This is a genomic window from Variovorax sp. CF079 (assembly GCF_900101545.1).
Classification (GTDB): domain Bacteria; phylum Pseudomonadota; class Gammaproteobacteria; order Burkholderiales; family Burkholderiaceae_C; genus Variovorax.
Genome location: NZ_FMZU01000003.1, coordinates 130552 through 148443, shown reverse-complemented (window position 1 = coordinate 148443; position 17892 = coordinate 130552). Strand labels below are relative to the sequence as shown.

The 17892-nt window shown below is 61.4% G+C and carries 13 protein-coding genes, 1 tRNA gene and 1 pseudogene; 10 read left to right on the top strand and 5 right to left on the bottom strand.

The window, feature by feature from the left end; genetic code table 11:
* The first annotated feature begins 39 nt into the window (after nucleotides 1-39).
* The 5 genes from BLS74_RS05020 to BLS74_RS05000 are packed head-to-tail and all read left to right on the top strand — an operon-like array spanning nucleotide 40 to nucleotide 6932.
* Nucleotides 40-1368: a metallophosphoesterase gene (locus tag BLS74_RS05020; RefSeq protein WP_093103453.1), complete on the top strand. Its 1329-nt coding sequence runs from the start codon at nucleotides 40-42 to the stop codon at nucleotides 1366-1368.
* On the top strand, nucleotides 1365-2393 hold the full coding sequence (locus BLS74_RS05015; RefSeq protein WP_093103452.1) for a GTPase-associated system all-helical protein GASH: 1029 nt from the start codon (nucleotides 1365-1367) through the stop codon (nucleotides 2391-2393). The genes BLS74_RS05020 and BLS74_RS05015 overlap by 4 nt, the downstream gene beginning before the upstream one ends.
* Entirely contained in the window at nucleotides 2390-3469 is a 1080-nt protein-coding gene (locus BLS74_RS05010; protein ID WP_212733630.1) for a TRAFAC clade GTPase domain-containing protein, read from the top strand. Before BLS74_RS05015 ends, BLS74_RS05010 begins: the two co-directional genes overlap by 4 nt.
* Nucleotides 3466-4317: a TRAFAC clade GTPase domain-containing protein gene (locus BLS74_RS05005; RefSeq protein WP_093103450.1), complete on the top strand. Its 852-nt coding sequence runs from the start codon at nucleotides 3466-3468 to the stop codon at nucleotides 4315-4317. Before BLS74_RS05010 ends, BLS74_RS05005 begins: the two co-directional genes overlap by 4 nt.
* Complete coding sequence (locus BLS74_RS05000) at nucleotides 4314-6932, top strand: GAP1-N1 domain-containing protein (protein ID WP_212733629.1); 2619 nt, start codon at nucleotides 4314-4316, stop codon at nucleotides 6930-6932. Before BLS74_RS05005 ends, BLS74_RS05000 begins: the two co-directional genes overlap by 4 nt.
* Before the next feature lie 92 nt (nucleotides 6933-7024).
* On the opposite strand, the gene BLS74_RS33685 is transcribed toward BLS74_RS05000, so the two are convergent.
* Nucleotides 7025-7828, bottom strand: coding sequence for a hypothetical protein (locus tag BLS74_RS33685; protein WP_139191629.1), 804 nt, complete (start codon nucleotides 7826-7828; stop codon nucleotides 7025-7027).
* Between the two features lie 767 nt (nucleotides 7829-8595).
* Between BLS74_RS33685 and BLS74_RS04990 the strand changes: the two are divergent.
* Nucleotides 8596-8844: pseudogene (locus BLS74_RS04990) on the top strand (transposase); the annotation flags it as partial.
* 223 nt (nucleotides 8845-9067) lie between these two features.
* On the opposite strand, the gene BLS74_RS33680 reads toward BLS74_RS04990, so the two are convergent.
* Genes BLS74_RS33680 through BLS74_RS04980 form a run of 3 tightly spaced genes read right to left on the bottom strand, consistent with a single transcriptional unit; the run spans nucleotide 9068 to nucleotide 11014 of the window.
* A complete protein-coding gene (locus BLS74_RS33680; RefSeq protein ID WP_139191628.1) occupies nucleotides 9068-9673 on the bottom strand; it encodes a hypothetical protein in 606 nt (201 codons plus the stop codon).
* Between the two features lie 52 nt (nucleotides 9674-9725).
* Nucleotides 9726-10418, bottom strand: coding sequence for a hypothetical protein (locus BLS74_RS04985; RefSeq protein WP_212733628.1), 693 nt, complete (start codon nucleotides 10416-10418; stop codon nucleotides 9726-9728).
* Nucleotides 10415-11014 (bottom strand): hypothetical protein, encoded by a 600-nt coding sequence (locus tag BLS74_RS04980; protein ID WP_093103446.1) that lies wholly within the window; start codon nucleotides 11012-11014, stop codon nucleotides 10415-10417. Before BLS74_RS04980 ends, BLS74_RS04985 begins: the two co-directional genes overlap by 4 nt.
* Nucleotides 11015-11526: 512 nt before the next feature.
* Between BLS74_RS04980 and BLS74_RS04975 the strand changes: the two genes are divergently transcribed.
* Nucleotides 11527-11601: transfer RNA gene (locus BLS74_RS04975), tRNA-Arg, on the top strand.
* Nucleotides 11602-11798: 197 nt separating this feature from the next.
* Here BLS74_RS04975 and BLS74_RS35005 read toward each other — a convergent pair.
* Nucleotides 11799-12230, bottom strand: coding sequence for a helix-turn-helix transcriptional regulator (locus tag BLS74_RS35005; protein ID WP_244503759.1), 432 nt, complete (start codon nucleotides 12228-12230; stop codon nucleotides 11799-11801).
* Nucleotides 12231-12636: 406 nt separating this feature from the next.
* On the opposite strand from BLS74_RS35005, the gene BLS74_RS04965 reads away from it, so the two are divergent.
* The 3 genes from BLS74_RS04965 to BLS74_RS04955 all read left to right on the top strand — a co-directional run bounded on the left by BLS74_RS04965 (nucleotide 12637) and on the right by BLS74_RS04955 (nucleotide 17820).
* Entirely contained in the window at nucleotides 12637-13626 is a 990-nt protein-coding gene (locus tag BLS74_RS04965) for a helix-turn-helix transcriptional regulator (RefSeq protein WP_093103442.1), read from the top strand.
* A 301-nt stretch (nucleotides 13627-13927) separates the two neighbouring features.
* Nucleotides 13928-15073, top strand: coding sequence for a metallophosphoesterase family protein (locus tag BLS74_RS04960; protein WP_093103440.1), 1146 nt, complete (start codon nucleotides 13928-13930; stop codon nucleotides 15071-15073).
* The gene (locus tag BLS74_RS04955) at nucleotides 15070-17820 is read left to right on the top strand and encodes an AAA family ATPase (protein WP_093103439.1); all 2751 of its coding nucleotides are present in this window, start codon (nucleotides 15070-15072) and stop codon (nucleotides 17818-17820) included. Before BLS74_RS04960 ends, BLS74_RS04955 begins: the two co-directional genes overlap by 4 nt.
* Nucleotides 17821-17892: the final 72 nt, after the last annotated feature.

Sequence of the window (17892 nt, the reverse complement as noted above, 5' to 3'; positions counted from 1 at the left end):
ATGTAACATCCGCATACAACGGTGGAGAACCATAAGTCAATGACAGCTGTCTTCGTGCATCTTTCCGACATTCACTTTGGGCAGGAAAAAGGCGGTTGGCGTTTTACTAACGACGATGCAAGGAGGCAGCTCATTGCTGACTCTGCCGCCGTTGTCGCATCGCTTCCGAATGCGAAAGCGTCGGGCATCATCGTGACCGGTGACATTGCCTACGCTGGGCAGCGCGAGGAGTATGTGACCGCTGGTCGTTGGCTCGACGAATTGGCGGACAGGGTGGGTTGCAAACCTTCCGACATCCAGATGGTGCCGGGCAACCACGATATCGATCGGAAACAGATCAGGGGTGGAACCGCGCTCATGCTCGCCGCGATCCACTCGGAAGGAGAGAGCAGGCTGGATGCCCTCCTGGAGGAGGAAGCTGATCGAGAGGTGCTCTACCTGCGATTTATGGAGTATCGCCGCTTCGCGGACTCATACCAGTGTCCGCTCGATTGCACCGGCAGCAGCAGTGCCGATCGCCTCGTGGAAATTGGTCCTGGACGCCACATCCGAATCGTCCGTCTGAACTCGGCGCTCATTTGCACCAAGGATGTCGAGGAAAAGGGCAAGCTCCTGCTCGGCGCGCGCCAACGCATCTTTCAGGAGGCCTCCGGGGAGGAACTCGTGGTACTCGCTCACCACCCTTTGGAATGGTATGCCGACGGCGCGGAGACCAAGAAGTTCCTACGCAGCCGCGCGCGCGTGTTTGTCTCCGGTCATGAGCATCTGGCCAACATGAGTGTTGAGAACGTCGAAGTTGGCCGCGACTTGATGCTCATTGCTGCAGGGGCGACCACGCCTGACGAGGTCGATAACACCTACACCTACGCGTACAACATCATTGAGTTCGACTGGGACGAAGGGGAGGACGCCTTGGCGGTCACGATCCATCCACGGCGATGGCGCGACGACATGAAGAGATTCGAGCAGGATGACACACGTCTGAAGGGCCGGGTGGTATTGGGCTCGCCAAATTTCCAGCGTAGTGCTAGGGCCGCGCCCCCCCCCGGCGCTGTGCCCGTCGCCGCAGCGGAACCGGCGGCGGTGAAGATTGACATTCCCGCAGAGGAGGACCCGGCTCAAGACGTCCAGGTGGATGAGGCGGCATACCGGGATCTGTATATGCGCTTTTTCCGGGACTTGAGCGATGGCGCCCGCCTTCAGTTGCTAGCGGTGCTCGGCGTGGTGCCTGGCGATTTCAGCGGCCACTTGAACCACGGAGCGGAAAGCCGCCTGTTTAACATCGTCGTGCGCCAGGGACGCTTTTCCGAGCTTAGCGCCTTGATCCATGAGGCTTTGGCCAGCATCAACGAGGAGACACAGCAATGAAGACGATCGCCGACTACGCTCGCATATTTCAGACGGGCAGCGACGACGATTGGGTCGAAAAGCGGAACAAGGCAACTTCGCAGGTAACAACCTGGTTAGCAACGCAGCCTTGCAGTCAGGCCGTTCGGATTGCGTCCGCCTTGGCAGAGTCTTTGGCCGGAGGCGCTTTGCCCGATGCATTGGCGAACGAAGTTGCAAGTCATATTCGCCAGCATGCGCCTTCCTTCGTGAGAACCGACGAACTTGGCGACCTGCAAATCAAGGTCGTAACTTGCGTGGGGGCCTTGTCACTGGTCAGTTCGGAAGTTGAGAGCGCCGGCTGGAAGTGCCCAGACGCACTTGCTGGTGGCTTGTGGTCGGCGCTGTGGTTTCAACAGCCCTTGCCAGAAGTGAAGCTCGAGGAACTCCGGCAAGACCTTCTGGCCGCAAGCCAGGTACGGGTCTCCAAGGTCGCTGAACTGACCCGACAGCGTCGACCTGTGCCGGAGATCGGTGCGGTTGCCATCGACCAGAACTCTCCGAACGGCTCCAAGGTGAACGCTGCGTTCGCCCGCGCTGTGGGGCCGATGGTCAACGCTTTGCGGGATAACGCGGCGCTTGATCGTGAGGAGCTCGACTTTATGTGGTGGCTGCTAAGCGAGCGCAGCGACCTGCTTGACGAGGCGCTGTCGGGCCTGCCTGACGCGGCTCGGGCTGTCGTTTGCGGGCTGGATGCGGCCGCCAAGCTGCGGAGGCTTCCCGCAAGGGCCCATCGCGACGTCGTACTTCGCAAGGTCTCTGGTACCGAGCGGGTGTCGCTGGGAGAAGTGATCGACCTGCTCGGCGATCGGCGCGTTCGGATGGCCGAGGGCCTCGGTACGCCCATTAAGGATTCCGAGGCGGTTCTCCCCCTGATCCACGCGGTTTGCGAAGGAACTGCGAGCCATCAGTTCTCTGCAGAGAGGTTGGCGCCATCAGAATGGGCCGCTCGTGCTCTGCTAGAGGGCGCAATCCATCGTCTTCTCCAGAGCGAGCCGAAACTATGAGCGAGCGCGTCTGCGAGCTGAAGGACTGCACAATTTCGCAGACGGGTGTTTGCTTGCGCAGCTATCCTAACGTCACGGATTGTCCTCACCACGTTACCTCAAAGCTAACCGCGGAACTCGAGACGGCACTGGCCACGAATTCACCGGCCGCTGAAGACGAACGACATCGGGAAAATGTTGAGCCGATCGACGCGTTGCCAGGGACAGCTGCATCGGTGGGGGAAGCCGTCCTTGATTCACCGGAGGACCGGTCGAGCTTGCCGCGGAGCAATACGTTGGGGCTTGCCGAAGCTAATGCCCTCATGGCAACTCGCTATGTGAGCCTTGTCGGCATCGTCGGCCTACCGGACGCAGGTAAGACGGCCTGCATAGCGAGCCTGTATCTGCTGCTCTCACATCGGGCGCTTAAGGGGTTCAGCTATCTGCGCAGCAAAACGCTCATGGCGCTCGAAGAGATTTCTCGCGGTGCACGCCGATGGAATGAGGGCAACGCTCCAGCCCAGATGACGTCGCACACGGAAATGTTAAACGACCGTCAGGCCGGCTTCCTGCACCTGAGACTGCGCCGCTCGGACGACGGGCGCAAGTTTGACCTGCTCCTGCCGGATCTTCCCGGCGAATGGTCCAAGAGCCTGATCGACAGCAATGATGCGGATCGCCTGAGCTTTCTTTCAGCCGCAGACACCATCTGGCTGCTGGTCGATGGACGCAGCTTCCAGAGCGAAAGAACTCGGAGGCTGAGCGCACATCGGGCCAAGCTTCTGATCGAACGACTGGCATCACTGCTTTGTCCCCGTCGCCCGAGAATCATCTTGGTGGCGAGTTGGCGCGACGAAGGAGCCTTCCCGCCGCTAGCGCTGTCGGAAATTCAGGAATGCGGCGCTCGCTTCGACTTCACAATCGAACTCTGTGAGATCGCCTCTTTCTCGATCGTCCCTGACATTCAACCCGGCTGCGGTATGCACGAATTGATCGCGACCACCCTCAATCAGGTGCCGTCTAGACCGGATCCATGGCCAGAGAGCGCGCCGGGTTCATCCGCCAGGGCCTTCCTCAGATTCCGGAGTGAACCATGAGTCAGCAGTCGATTGTCCTCGTGGGCTGCCCCGACTCCGGCAAGAGCAACTATGTCGGCAGGCTCTGGGCCGCGCTCCAAGCCGGCAAAGGCCTGCTGCAGCGTGCCGGCATGCCCAATGACATCACCTACGTTGAGACGCTCTGCGAGCACCTGCTGCAAGGGGCGTTCGTCGCCCGTACCGATCGCAACCAGGCGCGTCAGGATTTTTGCGTGCCGCTGAGAACCGAAGGAGCTGAACCTACGGAACTGATCGTGCCGGACTTTACGGGCGAGATCTGGCAGGACGCGGTCAAAAAATCGGAACTCTCCGTTGACTGGCAGGAGGCAATCGAGAACGCCCATGGCGCGATGCTGTTTGTGCGCGTTCATTCGAACCTGAACGTTCAGCCGCTAGACTGGGTGACCGCGCGAGATCTGCTCACGAACGTCGGCAACGGTGAGCAGGAGACAGAAATCCCCACACAAGTGGTCCTTTGCGAATTGCTGGAATTGATGCAGGCGAGGCTGGCACGCCGCCCCGACGGCTCTGCACCAAGGTTATCCGTGGTCGTCTCGGCCTGGGACCGGCTGGACGCGACGAGGCGATCACAAGGTCCCATGGAATATCTAATCAGAGAGTTTCCACTGTTTGGCGGCGCGCTGAGTGATGTCGACAACTTGGATATCAAAATCTACGGCGTATCGATCGTTGGGGGTGATCTCTCAGACGAAAGTTTCCGCCTTGACTTCCAGACCAAGGCCTTGGCCGATTGCGGTTGGGTAGTGCATGAGCGCGATGGCGGGTGGCACCAGGAGCCGGATGTCACCGCGCCGGTGGCATGGGCCATTGGCGGCGCCCTCTCATGATTTTTTACCAGCAACTGCACGGGTACCGGCAGGGGCATCAGCTCCTGTCAGGGTCCGTGAAGCTGGCTAAGGTCGACCAGGATTTGGTCGATCGCCTTTCGGATGTCGCGGGACCGCTGCGTCCCGGTGAGCGTTTCAGTCCGTATCTTTCGCTGTACCCGCTGCCATCGATGTCACACTATGTGCTGGCTCGTACATGGCAGGATTCCGATGCGCCGCGCGCGGGCTGCGTGCGCACTCGCAGCCTATTGGTGCCGATGCGGCGCTGGGAGCAGGGCATCGAGCTAATGGACATCCTTGGGCTATTGACGTTAGAGGGCCCTCTTAAGCAGGCCCAGTCCATCCAGGCGCCAAAGATTTCTCAAAGACCCCTGCCGTACGTCGATGCGGCTCAAAATGTCGAATTGGTCGAGGCGCTCTTTCTGGAAGAGCGCAAGCCCATCGTCGTATTTGACGCCACTGATTCGGAGGCGACGCTGATCCGCTTGGTAACGGCCTTCTGGCCGTCGTTTCGGCGCTCCTTCGCAGCCTCGACCTTTGCTCTTTCGCCGCGTAACCTCGGCGACCGCAGCTTTGATCTGGTGTTCTCGCCGATCGATGCTAGATCCCGTTTCAGCGGCGACTGGGCGGGCAGGCGGATCGACGCGAAAAAGCCCGGCTCCGCGCGCCATCGCTGGACGCCAGAAATCATCGACAGGGTCTTTCTAAGTGACCACCCATCCCTTCTACGTGATGATCTGCTTGGCGAGCTTTCGTCGCAGGGAGGCACTGAGGCGCAACTGCGCATCTCGCTACTCTTTAATGAACTACATGAGCGTATAGATTCATCGCCAAACGCAGCGCTGGGTCTGCTGGACATCGTCAACAGCCGGGCCGTGCCCAACTTGGATGTGGTTCATCGACTGGCGCCGCAATTGGGCAGCGCAGCGCAGCGGGCCGCGATGACGTTGCCACCAAGCGAAGCATGGCGATTCCTACTCGCGCTGACGGACAAGCTGACGCAGGTGCGGCTGAAGCTCTCCGTCGCCAAAGCGATCCGAGGCAGCGCAGTTGATCTGGCCCGTCGCGCACCGCTCGATGCGGTTGCAAGTGCAGAAATGCTCGCTACTGCACGAGGACGAGACCTTCTCCTCGGCGCGGTGGGAGATGGCGTTTCCCAGAGATTCGATCACACCATCGCTTCGGCCGCAGCCGAACTCGATGATCCGACGTTCCTTCAACTCGTCTTGCTGAGCCCAAGTTTTGCTGCCACCGCTGTGGACAGGGACGCCAGGCTCCTGGAAAAATTGGCGCAGGCATGCTCCAGTGCGACACAAGAGATCCGTGATGAGGCGCGTCGCAGGCTCCTGCGTCTGCTGGTGGATGATATGCATGGGGCTGCAGCCCGTGAGCTCTTCTTGGACTTCGACGAAGAGCTTCTGATGAACGAGACTAGGCTGTTGCACGAAGCCAACGGGCTGTCTTCAGACAGGCTGCGGATGCTGCTCGTCGAACGCGCCCGAGCGATCGGCTCTGTTCCAGCACTGCGCGAGCTATGTGTGACGCTCACGCCAACCTTGGGCCGCGATTCGCTCCTACGCACTCTCATCCGTCCATGCCACGACGATCTCGAGTGGGTCTTGCGAACGCCACTTCTGCCCGAGGAGGGCAGGCTCGACATCCTGCGAAAGTTGCTAGGGTCCGCGACCGATGCTCAGTTCAGCGAAATGATCGCGAATCTGCACGGCGACATCATCGACCTCCTGATGCGCGACCCTGCAGACAACCATGCGCTGATCCTGCGTACGATCGAGAGCCAACAGGTGCCAGCAGAGCTTTTGGTCCGGGCAACGCTGGAAATCCTTCCTTACCTTGCGGACGATCGAACGCACTCCCTTGCGACTCGAGCTCTCGCGGTGGCGTTGCGGCATCATACGAGGCTCGTACCTGGGTCCAATGTGGAGCAATTGCTTCAGGTCGAGGGCGACAGGCTAAACGGCGTGACCGCCATCCGGGCCGCTCTGGCGTTGGACGTGCCGGGCGAGGTCGTTGCAGCCAACCTCAGCGCCTTCAATCGAGCAGGTCCCGCAGCCCGTCGGCAGCTTCTGGGTGCCGTCGAACAGCTTGCTTGGGCACTCATTGGACGCCACCACCTGGACATCCCCTTGGCTGCTGCGGAAGATGCTGCGACCTTGTTGTGGGATTCAGCGGCGGAGGGCGGGGATGCGTTCGAGCGCGCCTCTTCTCTGCTTCTGCCTTTTCTGCTGGAACAGCGCCGCGCTCCAGCGTCCCCTCTTATCGCCGTCGCTTTTCCTGCCGTCTACCATCGCCTGAGGAAAGGCGAGCAGGAGCCGGACCTCTTCAGCATCTTCTTCTTTTCGGACTGGGATCGATGCAGGACCGCCAGGAAGGATCTCATCCGGGCGTTCATGCGCTCCGATTGGCGAGCTAGCGACATAGCACTAGCTGCAGCTCGTGCTGAAGATGCCGCCACGATTTTGAGGTTGATCGCAGAGCGTCCGGAAGGATCGCGAGTGCTGACCGGGCTCTATGCGGATCTGAATTCGATCCCCGTTCCCTGGCGCCACCAGGTTGCCCAAGCCCTCGCTGAGATCTCCGAAAGCAAAGATTTTTGATCTCTCGCTGCCGTTCTGTGCGTGTCGCATGCACCTATACCGACTGACTCAGATCATCCGGGTACGCGGACGCAATTTCAACGATTCACTGGCTAGAAAAAGCGGTTTGCGCCGTTTGCGTCCATTTCGAAGTCAGCAAGAAATTCGGCTAAGTGGTCTGCATTTACCACGATAACGGTGCTCTCGCGGCTCGCCGCTACGTTCTGATCAGAGTAGTCGGCCGGCGTGAGCGGTCGTACTGAGTCGAGAAGTTGCTTGCGGAAGCGAACGTGTGGTACCTCGGTGAATTTGCCTCCAATGAGCTCGCCGTCTGCCAACGCTATCTTTGAGGGGTCGAACTCGCCTATGACCAGCCTGGCCGTGGTGACAATCACATTAAAGTACGCGCGGAAACTCTCGCTCGCCTCACCCCGCCGGTACTCCAATTCCTGACGCGCGAGCGCCTCGGTGGAGGCCACCACCTCACTAGCAATTCGCTCCAGGAGGGGGCGGGGGCTATTTGCAGCCTGTCCTCTGACAACGCACATGCTTGCCTGCGGTGAGGACGGGTCGATCGGTAGTTCCTCCCATCCAAGGAACTTGAAGTTAGAAGCCGTTGTCCAGCGTGTGATCCACGCTTTGCACTGTCGGCGAGGAGCTGCTGTTCCTTTTGATGTTAGGAAGATCCAATCAACATCACGCACACGCTTGCACTCAAGGGCCATCACCGCGGTGTCCCAAGGGTTCTGAATGACGAGATCAATGAATCCGTTCTGCGTACCGTCCGCGCTCCGCCAAGCATGCTCGACATAGCGAATCTGCCAGCCACCTGGTTTCCGCGTTGCAATCAGATGCTCAACCGCAATCTGTAGTGGGAAGCCTGACTCATTGACGGTTCTCAACTGGTGATCGCTCATCTTTCTCGTCTCCTCGGTGGTGCATGCAACACGAATCGTAGAGGATCCAATGTCGCACGACCGTATCACGGCACCCAAGGGTGCGAGAGCTCATGACTGACGCTGAATTGCTGAATTGACAGCGACTCTCTCGAGAGCCAGGGAGAAGAAGGAGGGCGGAGCCCGCTCCGAGCTGGCGAACGAGGCGGCAGGCCCACCCGTACGGTCGTCAGCAGGCTCGCCCGTCATGACTTTGACTTGACCATGCGGCGGCGCGGTCATCTAGTCATCTGTACTAATAGCACCTTTTTGTTGGCCCGATGCGCCTGCAACTCCTGCCGGTCCAACTACCCTTATTTGACGCACGAGCTCGAAAAGACGCGTGAGGACTGCGGGCGGCTCGAAGACAGCCTGTTTGAGCCCAAAGGAGGCAAGGGAGCCGTGGCACGCGCAATTTGTCTAGCCGATCTTTGCTATCGATCTGATTCGCGCCCCGGAAGGCGCGCCGCACAAAGAATTCGTGGGCACGTGAGGTTCGACGTATGATTTCCGCTGGCGGACGCTTTGCTGTGACGTCGCCAGATGGCTGTCGTCTGGCCGTCCACTCCTCGATCACACCCAGCGAGGTGCTCATGAGATCGATGTGCAACCGGAGAATCGGCGCAACCTTGCTCGCGGCGATCGCGATTTCGCTGGTTTGGTCTTGGCCCAGCTCGGCAGGCGCGAGAGAACTCGCGCTGTTAGGGAACATCTGCAAAACAGGCCCGCGCCTTGCATGACGTGAAGCCATGAAGCAACTTGGACTGGGCCTGAACCTGTCGACGAAGAAGACGCGCAAGCGCGAGTTCCTCGAAGAGATGGAGCGCGTGGTGCCGTGGGCCGCGCTGGTGCAGATCGTCGAGCCGCACTGCCCGCGCGCGAAGACGGGCCGGCCGCCGATGCCGGTGGAGACCATGCTGCGCATTCATTACTTGCAGCAATGGTTCGGCTTGAGCGACCCGGCGGTGGAAGAGGCGCTGCACGACGTGCCGCTGTACCCCAGGGATGAGTGCGTCCGCTGCGCAGCCAATGCGCGAGAAGCGGCCTCAAGCCGCCTCGCCCAGCAACCTTCGGAGCGCGAATCAACGCTCAGGGTGGCGTGTCTGCGCTTCATGTTCGATCAATGGCAGTCGCGATGCGCGTTCTGCAGACCTTCCTTAATGATCGCTTACCCTGATTCCGATGCAACGAGAGCTTAAATGACGGTCCCAAGCCGCGCAATTAGCGGGAGGAGTCTGGGACCGAACGAGGCACCGCCTTTTCAAGTAATTCGGCAACAAGGGAAAATCCAACCATGTGGTCGATCACTCGTAAGCTTGGAACTGATCGGACGCTTGAAAAATTTGTCGTGAGATTAATATTTGCACCAATAGTTTTGCCCGACACGATAGTTTGATGAACTCGAGCCGACGGGATTAAGAAGACTACGTATGGTGAATCATCAACATATTGGTCTTCGAAGCGGTAGTCCTTATCTCCCACAAGCAGTAAAAAATCGTAGTCCTTACCTTTGTCGAGCCACCCCATTGGCTTACTCCAAGACCAGCGCTTCGTATCGAGGGCCGATTTTTCCGGTGAATGCAGCTTGCTGAACTTCACCTCTAGCTTCAGCCCCCCCTTGCTCTTCACATCAAACCTTGCGTTCAAAGACGTAGCTATACCTTCAGTGATTTGGCAGATGAACCGTTCGCCTTTTAGACCTTGGGCAAGTGTTGGGTGATAGCGAAGAAACTCGACCTCTTTTTCCAACTGCAGCACACGGAGCTTCAGTGCCGAGATTTCGGCTTCTTGAGCGGTTGGGCTCTGACAGGATTTTTTGGACTGCATCACAATTCGGTCGAGTAGCGGAGGTCCTCTGAACTAGGACCCTCTTTCGGCGCTAGGTCCGCTTTTCGTGACTCACTCGATCTGTGGTCGCGTGGTCTAGGGCCGAGAAAGCTGCCCACTGTGTTGCACTCGATCTTCGGCAGCGGGAACCCAACGTACTTGTCTTTGTGCGACCCCCATGGTTCGACATGCCAAGTCGCGTCAAGCAGCCCTTCGGAGTCGCAAAGCTATCAATGCGCCGGGCCTGCGTCTCATGCCAGCTGATGATGAACGCCGCGAGCTTGGGAAAAAAACAGAGGGAACTGTAAGGAAGATGGTCATGAATCCAACAGGCCATGTCCGTCCACTTGCCACCGCTTTCGATGTGATCGACCAGCCAAGGGATTACGATGCATGCTGTGGCACCACGTTTGCCATTGGCATCGGGATAGTCCCAAATGTGCCCCGCATAGTTCGATTCGTTGTTCGCGCAATTTAGTTTGTTCTTGTTTCCGAAGTCGTTGACTGTCGGCGATCGATACGTAGAGCGGATCTCGAGGCGCCCGAAGGTAGCCTGCAAAGGCTCAAGCAACTGGCTGCAAAGCTGGCGACCAACTTCAATCGCGACCTCCGGGTGGTCGGGCACGTTTCGCAATCCGTGCCACGCAGCAATCTCACTGTACAAGAAATCACGCATGTAGAAGTTCGGCGAGAGCCGAGTTCGCCCTAGCTCTTCGAGTTGATCATAGGTTTTGATGACCTTCATAGCTGATCACCCTTGCCCACGCGCTGCGCGTAAGCAAAAAGAGCCTCGCAATGATGCTGTGCAAAGTTTGATCGTTGTCTGAGTTTGCCGGTCGAAGTGTGGCAGGCTAGCTTTAGGAATCTGTAATGGTTGTCACGCATCTGCGCCAAGTGCCCTTCGACGACAAGGCGGCTGGGGTCGGTCATCTCATTGGTGGCGGGGTGAAAGACACCGCTATAGCACCAGCATTTCTCCCCAACCGAGCGGTAGTCCATCTCCGAAATTTCACCATGCTCCTCAGTTGACGAAATCCGTTCCAAGCAGTCGGCGCCCGCCAACAAGAGACGCAGCGTGACGAACGTAATGTCCTGTTCAGTTTTGAACTCCTCTGCGCGCCACTGCGTGAAGGTGCAGGTCATGGCTTCGATGGGGCCGACGTTTAGTCGAAACCCGGTATCCAGGAGGGTGAGTGACCACGCTGACGAGCCGAGGCCCTGGCAGTAGGAAATCGAGTCGAGGAGCCGAGCGAAGACCAAATGCTGGTCGCCAATGTACGGCAGCACCTCGTCATGCGCGCTAGCTATATCGGAAACTGTTAGATCGTTGCGAGATGGCATTTCAGAATGCTCCGGACATTTGCAAGAGGTCGCGTGAGACGCCATCGTATGGAAGTTGTGTGCGCAAGGTAATGGCTAGTTGTCACGCATTCCAACAGCACTTCATGGTTGTTTTGTCACAGGAGTCGTTCGATCTCAGGCAGGATGTGGACCGACTGGCCTAGTTGTCAGAAGCGCATCGAATGCCCCCTCCCGCGGCATTCAAGGTGATTCGTTCGTGATGTCCAGAGCGATTGCGCCATGCGGCCGGCCAGGCATCGAAGCGCTGCATCGCATGAAGGTCACCTGTACATGCACTACTTTCCTCAGAAGTATCAGATCAACAAGCGCTCTGAAAGTTTGGTTAGCAGTTGGCGAAACGTGCACCGTGCTGATGACTTCGTCGGGACGCCAGGTACCCGCCCATGGGCCGACCTGGGTTGGATCGCGCGCCCACGGCCGCCAAAGCGCCCCTGCAAGGGCGCGGCCAGATGAGCGATAATAGAATGCTCTGGTCACTGGCCGGACCCCATCTCGCTGTATTTCAATGGATAGAATTCGGCCCTCCGAAGGCTGAGATCCAGGTTCGATTCCTGGCGGCGGGACCATCTACGTCCGGAGGGCTCACTGCCGTCCGGACTTTTTTGTCGATCAGGGCAGGCGTCTTGGCAATCTCGGCGGGTCCAGTCCCTCCACCGGTTTCAGGCCGCCCTTCCAGCTCCTCTGCAGGCGGGAGGCTCGCGATTCCTTGATCTCTGCAATCGTCTTCCTTGTGTAGTGGCAATGGCGAGCGAGTTCTGACCTTTCAAGAGACGAGCGCCTGGCGTCCCGCCAGCCAGGCGTCGACGTCGCTCTTGAGCCAGCCCACGGCCTTGATCCCAAGCTTCACGGGCGGCGGGAACTCGCCGCTGGCAATCAGCCTGTAGATTGTGGAAGGTGACAGCCCGGTGGCGGGCTTGAGGTGCTTGCGGCGCAAAATGTGATCGGCACTCAGCATTGACTGATTTGAGGCATTTCGAGGGGATGTCTCTGCCACGGCCAGTTTCTGCATTCGAGCCCTTTCAACATCGCGTGTACGGTTGATGCGCCTGAGGTGATCGCGAAGCATCTCTGAGAGCTCGTTCAGCTGCTTCAGGCGCTCTTGGGTGTGGCGGCGCAAAAGTTCGGTTCGTTCAATTTCGAGAGCGAGGTTGTTAGCGTCCCAGTCCATTGGCTTCGATTCCGAAATGTCGACCATCCTATGCGTGCCCATGTTCCTAACAAAGGCCAAACGCAAACCGGGCAGTCAACAAGTGGTTATTCACGCGCCATGGAGATTCCGCAAGGGATCGCTGACCATCGTGAACGACCACTGCATGATGGCGCGTGTGGTAGGCCGAGCTACATCGGCGCTGGCCGGAAGCTCGCGGGGCGACAGTGCGGGCACCGATCGTCGTGGCGCATGTGGGCCCTTGTGTCGGATCCCGCTCGTAAATCGTCACGCATCCTCTGGCGTGGGCGGCGGCGAGGCCTGATTGAGGTGTGATCGCGATTGGCGATCGGATGCGTAAAAAAATACCGGATCTGCACGGGACGAAGCGGAGCAACTTCGTTGTTGCAGCTACAGTTCCTGGCCCTCAGATGATGAGGGACTGGAACCGCGAATGACAAAAACTGCCCGCGTCTACAAGATCGAGATGCTGATCCGTAACCGCGGGCACGTGAGTTTTCAGACACTGCTGGATGAGTTGGAGGTCTCGCCAGCCACGCTGAAGCGCGACCTCGACTACCTGCGGGACCGTCTGGGCGCACCGATCGAGTATGACCGCTCGCTGAACGGCTATCGGTTCGGCAAGGAGTACCGCGGGCAAAGGCACGAGCTCCCCGGCCTCTGGTTCAGTGAGCCAGAGCTGTTTTCGCTGCTGATGATCAATCAACTGCTCGGCGATCTCGGTTCCGACGGTGTGATCAGCCGACATCTCCAGCCGCTGCTGGACCGTATTCATCAGATGCTCGGCAAGGACTCCGACATCAAGGTCTTGCTGAAGCGGGTCAAGATCATCGGCCTGGCAAGACGGCCGGTGCCTTCCCACGTATTTGAATTGATCGGGGAGGCCTTGCTGAAGCGCCGGCGTCTTCATCTGCGCTATCTCACGCGAGGTCGAGGGGTCGCCAGCCAACGTGATGTTTCGCCCCAGCGCCTCATTCACTATCGACATACCTGGTATCTCGATGCCTGGTGCCATTCACGAGAGCGCTTGCTTCGGTTCGCGCTGGATGCGATCGAGGACGCGACCGACACGGGATCCAGGGCCAAGGACGTGCCGGTGAAGCAGGTCGAGTCCGAAATGGACGGCGGGTACGGCATCTACGCAGGCGACCGGGTCGACTGGGTCACGCTGATGTTCAGTCCCCAGGCTGCGCGGTGGGTCAGGCATGAGGAGTGGCATCCGAACCAGAAAGGGCAGCTGCACGCCGATGGTCGCTACCAGCTGGCCATTCCCTATTCGGATCCGACCGAGCTGGCCATGGACATCTTGCGTCACGCAGGCGAGGTTTCGATCGTTTCGGACACGGGAAAGGTCGCGGAGATCGTTCGAAGCCGGACCCGGAACGCCTGGGAAATGCTCTCCGCACAGAAGGATGCCGGGTAGCTCGTTATTTGAGCTAGTAAGTCGTTAGATTTAAGTCTCGAACGGCAACAAGGAGCGAATATGCAATGGGAGCGAGGAACGGAGATCAGGCGAATGACGGGGTGGGCACCCCATCGACTGCCTGCCTGGGGGTCCATCGATGCCCGGCGAGTGCGCCTCTCGGCTCGCAATTTGAGCGTGTGGCGACCTCATGCTCGTTCATAGCCGTCGCACCGTCTCGCATCTGGCCGCCGCTGTAGGCGGGGCACACCGCGCGTGGCGAGTGCCACACAAGCTCATTCACCCTTTTCCTTTTTTCCCCATGCCTCGCTTTCTCCATACCGCCGACTGGCAGATTGGCCGCCAGTTCGCCACCTTCGATCCCGAGCACGCCCCCATCCTTGCGGAGGCCCGCATTGCCGCCGTGGAGCGCCTGGCCGCGCTCGCGACCCAACACGAGGCGGACGCGGTTCTCGTGGCCGGCGATGTGTTCGACGCGCAAACCGTCTCGGAGCGCACCGTGCGCCGCCTCTTCAATGCCCTGGGCGGCTACACCGGCCCTTGGCTGATGATCTCCGGCAACCACGATGCGGCCCTGGCTGAGAGCGTGTGGACGTCTGCCGCGCGCTGGGGTGCGATCCCGGCCAATGTTCACCTGCTGCTGGCGCCCGAGCCGCGGATCTTCGCCGACCAGGGCTTTGCGGTGTTGCCCGCGCCGCTGGTGCAGCGGCACACCTATGGCGATCTGACGGCCTGGTTCGATGCGGCGCAGACGCCCGCCGGCATGCTGCGCATCGGGCTGGCGCATGGCAGCGTCCAAGGCGTCCTGGCAGAGGACATCGACTCGACGAACCCCATCGCGCCTGAGCGGGCCCAGCGCGCACGATTGGACTACCTGGCGCTGGGCGACTGGCATGGCCGCAAGCGCATCGATGCGCGCACCTGGTATGCCGGCACGCCGGAGCCGGATCGCTTCAAGGCCAACGACGCGGGCCATGCCTTGCTGGTGGAGATTGCCGCGCCCGGGTCTGAGCCGCAGGTCACTTCGCTGCCCGTGGGGCAGTATCGCTGGCAGGCCATGACGGTGGCCTTGCGGGTGACCAGCGACGTCGATGGTCTTTCCGACCGGCTCGACCAGCTGGGGCCGCAGGACGTCGCGGACCTGCGGCTGCAGGGTCAGACCGACCTCGCGGGCCTGCAGCGCGTGCGGGCGGCCATCGGCCGCGCGAGCGCGCGGGCGCGCCATTTGCAGGCGGATCTGACGGACCTGCGGCTGGTGCCGACGGACGAGGACATCGCGAGCCTCCATGCGGATGGCTACCTGGGGGAGCTGATCGTTGAGCTGCGCGAGTTGCAAGGCGGAACCGACCCGGTGCAGGCGCGGACCGCGCAGGATGCACTGGCCCTGCTGACAGCTGCGATGGCACAACGCGTCCCCGTGGTCGGCGTTTCCATGGAGGCCGTATGAGCGGGGGATTCCAGATCACCCGGTTGCGCGTGGAGCAGCTCCGGCGCTTTCGTCAACCCCTTGAGCTCACGGCCTTCGAGCCCGGCCTCAACATCCTTGCCGGCCCGAACGAGGCTGGCAAGAGCACGCTGGTGCGCGCGATCCGGGCCGCCTTCTTCGAGCGCCACCGCTCCACGGCGGTGGATGACCTGCGTCCTTGGGGCGAAGGCAGCAGCGCAGCGCCGCAGATCGAGTTGGATTTCACGCTCGACGGCGAGGCGCATCGTCTGGTCAAGAGCTTCCTGGGCAAGAAGCGGTGCACGCTGCAGATCGGCGCGCGCACGCTCGACAGCACCGATGCCGAGGAACACCTCGCGCAACTCTTCGGTTTTGCCTTCGCCGGCAAGGGCGCGAGCAAGCCGGAGCATTGGGGCATTCCGGGCTTGCTGTGGGTGGAGCAGGGCGCGGGCCAGGATCTGGACGTGAGCCACGCGCGCGACCACCTGAATGCGGCACTGCAGGGGCAGGCGGGTGCATCGGCCAGCGCGCTGGCGGCCACAGGCGGCGACGAGCTGCTCGAACTGTTGCGGGGTCAGCGTGGCGAGTTGTTGACCAGTACCGGCAGGCCGCGCGGCGTCCATGCCGAGGCTGCTGAGGCAATGGCCGAGCTGCGCGGGCAGCTCGAAGAGATGGACGGGCAGATCGCCACCTATCGCGATCAGGTGGATCAGCTGAGCGTCCTTCGCCACCAGCACGCAGTGGATGAGGCCGCGAAGCCTTGGGAAGGACTGCGCCGCGATTTGGAGAGTGCCGAACAACGGCAGTCGTCCTTGCGCACGACGCAGGATCAACTTCAGGCCGATCAGGTCCGACTGGGTCAGTTGGAGGAGACCCGTGCGCTGCTGATCAAGGAACTCGAAACCTTGGAGGGCCAGCAGGCGCAGGCGAAGAAGCGCGAACAGGAACTCGCCCGCGCCGTGCAACAGCTGCAGGCAGCCGACTCGGCCGTCGCGAGTGCACGTGCGCAGTCCGAGGCGGCGAGCCGCCGTGCGCAGGGGGCGCGCGAGGCCCTGGCGTCGGCGCGGCAGGAGGCCACCCGCCGCGCCCTCGAACAGCAGCTGGAACAGGCCCGGGCGGAGGCCACGCAGTGTGCGCAGAACATGCAGCGCGCCGAGGAAGCCCAGCAGCGGCTGTTCGCCTTGCGCGACAGTGCTGCCGCTGCACCCACCATGACCAAGGCGCAGGTCGAGCAGTTGGTCAAACTCGAGCGGGCCGAGCGCGACGCCGATCTTCGCCGCCAGGCCGTCGCGACGCGGCTGCAATTCACGCTGCCCGAGGGCCAGAGCCTGGATTTGCAAACGCAAGGCGAGTTCCACCGCCTGCAGGCGCAGGGGGAGCGCCTGCTGGACGCGCCGGCGACGCTCAAGTTGCCCAGCGGCGGCGAACTGGTCATCACCCCGGGCGGCGAAGACCTGTCTCGGTTGGCCCGCACCCATCACGAGGCGCAGCAGGCCTTGCAGGCCGCGCTGCAAGCCCTTGGCGTGTCGGACCTGGTCGAAGCGCAGGCGCGTCTTACGGCGGTGAGCGACCGCGATGCACAGATCCAGCTGGCGCAACAGGCGCTGGCGATCGTCGCGCCCGACGGCCTGGAGCCGCTGCGCAGCGCAGTCAGTACCAATCAGGCACGGATTCGCACCGCGCAAGAGGCGCTGGCCCGTCTGCCCGAACCGGCGGCGCAACCCGCACTCCTGCTCGAGCAGGCCGAGCTCGAACACGAAGCCGCCCAAGCCGCCGAGCAGGCGGCCGCCGCCGCGATGGCGCACGCACAGAGCCTGCAAGCCGGCGCGCAGGGCCTGCACCAAGCCGCCCTGCGTGAGCACGCAGCGGCCCAGGCCGCTCTGTCCGACCCGACGCGGGCGCAGCGGCAGGCCCATGCGCAGCAGCAGCTGCTGGCCAATGGCGCCGAGCACCAGGCGCTGGCGGCGCGTATGGCCGTGGCCGCCGAGCTGGTACGCGAAGCCCGACCGGACATCCTGGCCCAGGACATCGATCGCCTGCGGCGCAGCATCGACCAGTTGTCGCGCGGCCACCAGCAGCGCCGAGAGCAGATCCTGCTGCTCGAGAACACCCTGCAGCAGGCCGGTGCCCAGGGCCTGGAGGAGCAGCGCGAAGCGCTCGCCGGCAAGCTCGGGCAGGCCGAGCGCCGCCATGCCGAATTGCAGCGCCGCGCCGCTGCGCTGGACCTGCTGTGCCGCAAGATCGACGAGAAGCGCGAGGCCACGCTCGCCCGCCTGCAGGCCCCTCTGAGCGATCGTCTCCATCACTACCTGCCGTTGCTGATGCCGGGCGCCACGGTGCAGATGGACGCGGGCCTCGCGCCCGGAACGATCGCCCGGACCCTCGCCAGCGGGGCGATCGAGGCGGGGCAGGTGCAGGACCTCAGCTTCGGTGCCCGCGAGCAGCTGGGGGTGATCAGCCGCTTCGCCTATGCCGATCTGCTGCGGCAGGCCGGCCGTCCGACGCTGCTGATCCTGGATGACACGCTGGTCCACAGCGACGCCGACCGTCTCGCGCAAATGAAGCGCGTGCTCTTCGATGCGGCGCAGCGGCACCAGGTGCTGCTCTTCACCTGCCATCCGGAGAAATGGCGCGACATGGGGGTGGCGGTGAGAACGCTGGCGGACGGCCTGAAGGTGCCCGCTGTCCTGGTGCCGCAGCAGCCCGGCCATGGCGCTCGTGGAGAGCCACAGACCTTGGAAGTGGGCTGAGCAGTGCCACCCGCGCCTTTTTCTTCCTTCAACGCTGGCGAGGAGTCTGGCCCCGAGGCCTGGAGCACGCAC

Excerpts from the sequence above, each read along its gene's own strand:
- BLS74_RS05000 (WP_212733629.1), top strand. The coding sequence starts at position 4,314 with ATGATTTTTTACCAGCAACTGCACGGGTACCGGCAGGGGCATCAGCTC.
- BLS74_RS04955 (WP_093103439.1), top strand. The coding sequence starts at position 15,070 with ATGAGCGGGGGATTCCAGATCACCCGGTTGCGCGTGGAGCAGCTCCGG.
- BLS74_RS05020 (WP_093103453.1), top strand. The coding sequence starts at position 40 with ATGACAGCTGTCTTCGTGCATCTTTCCGACATTCACTTTGGGCAGGAA.
- BLS74_RS04960 (WP_093103440.1), top strand. The coding sequence starts at position 13,928 with ATGCCTCGCTTTCTCCATACCGCCGACTGGCAGATTGGCCGCCAGTTC.
- BLS74_RS35005 (WP_244503759.1), bottom strand. The coding sequence starts at position 12,230 with ATGGTCGACATTTCGGAATCGAAGCCAATGGACTGGGACGCTAACAAC.
- BLS74_RS04980 (WP_093103446.1), bottom strand. The coding sequence starts at position 11,014 with ATGCCATCTCGCAACGATCTAACAGTTTCCGATATAGCTAGCGCGCAT.
- BLS74_RS33680 (WP_139191628.1), bottom strand. The coding sequence starts at position 9,673 with ATGCAGTCCAAAAAATCCTGTCAGAGCCCAACCGCTCAAGAAGCCGAA.
- BLS74_RS04965 (WP_093103442.1), top strand. The coding sequence starts at position 12,637 with ATGACAAAAACTGCCCGCGTCTACAAGATCGAGATGCTGATCCGTAAC.
- BLS74_RS05015 (WP_093103452.1), top strand. The coding sequence starts at position 1,365 with ATGAAGACGATCGCCGACTACGCTCGCATATTTCAGACGGGCAGCGAC.
- BLS74_RS05010 (WP_212733630.1), top strand. The coding sequence starts at position 2,390 with ATGAGCGAGCGCGTCTGCGAGCTGAAGGACTGCACAATTTCGCAGACG.
- BLS74_RS04985 (WP_212733628.1), bottom strand. The coding sequence starts at position 10,418 with ATGAAGGTCATCAAAACCTATGATCAACTCGAAGAGCTAGGGCGAACT.
- BLS74_RS33685 (WP_139191629.1), bottom strand. The coding sequence starts at position 7,828 with ATGAGCGATCACCAGTTGAGAACCGTCAATGAGTCAGGCTTCCCACTA.
- BLS74_RS05005 (WP_093103450.1), top strand. The coding sequence starts at position 3,466 with ATGAGTCAGCAGTCGATTGTCCTCGTGGGCTGCCCCGACTCCGGCAAG.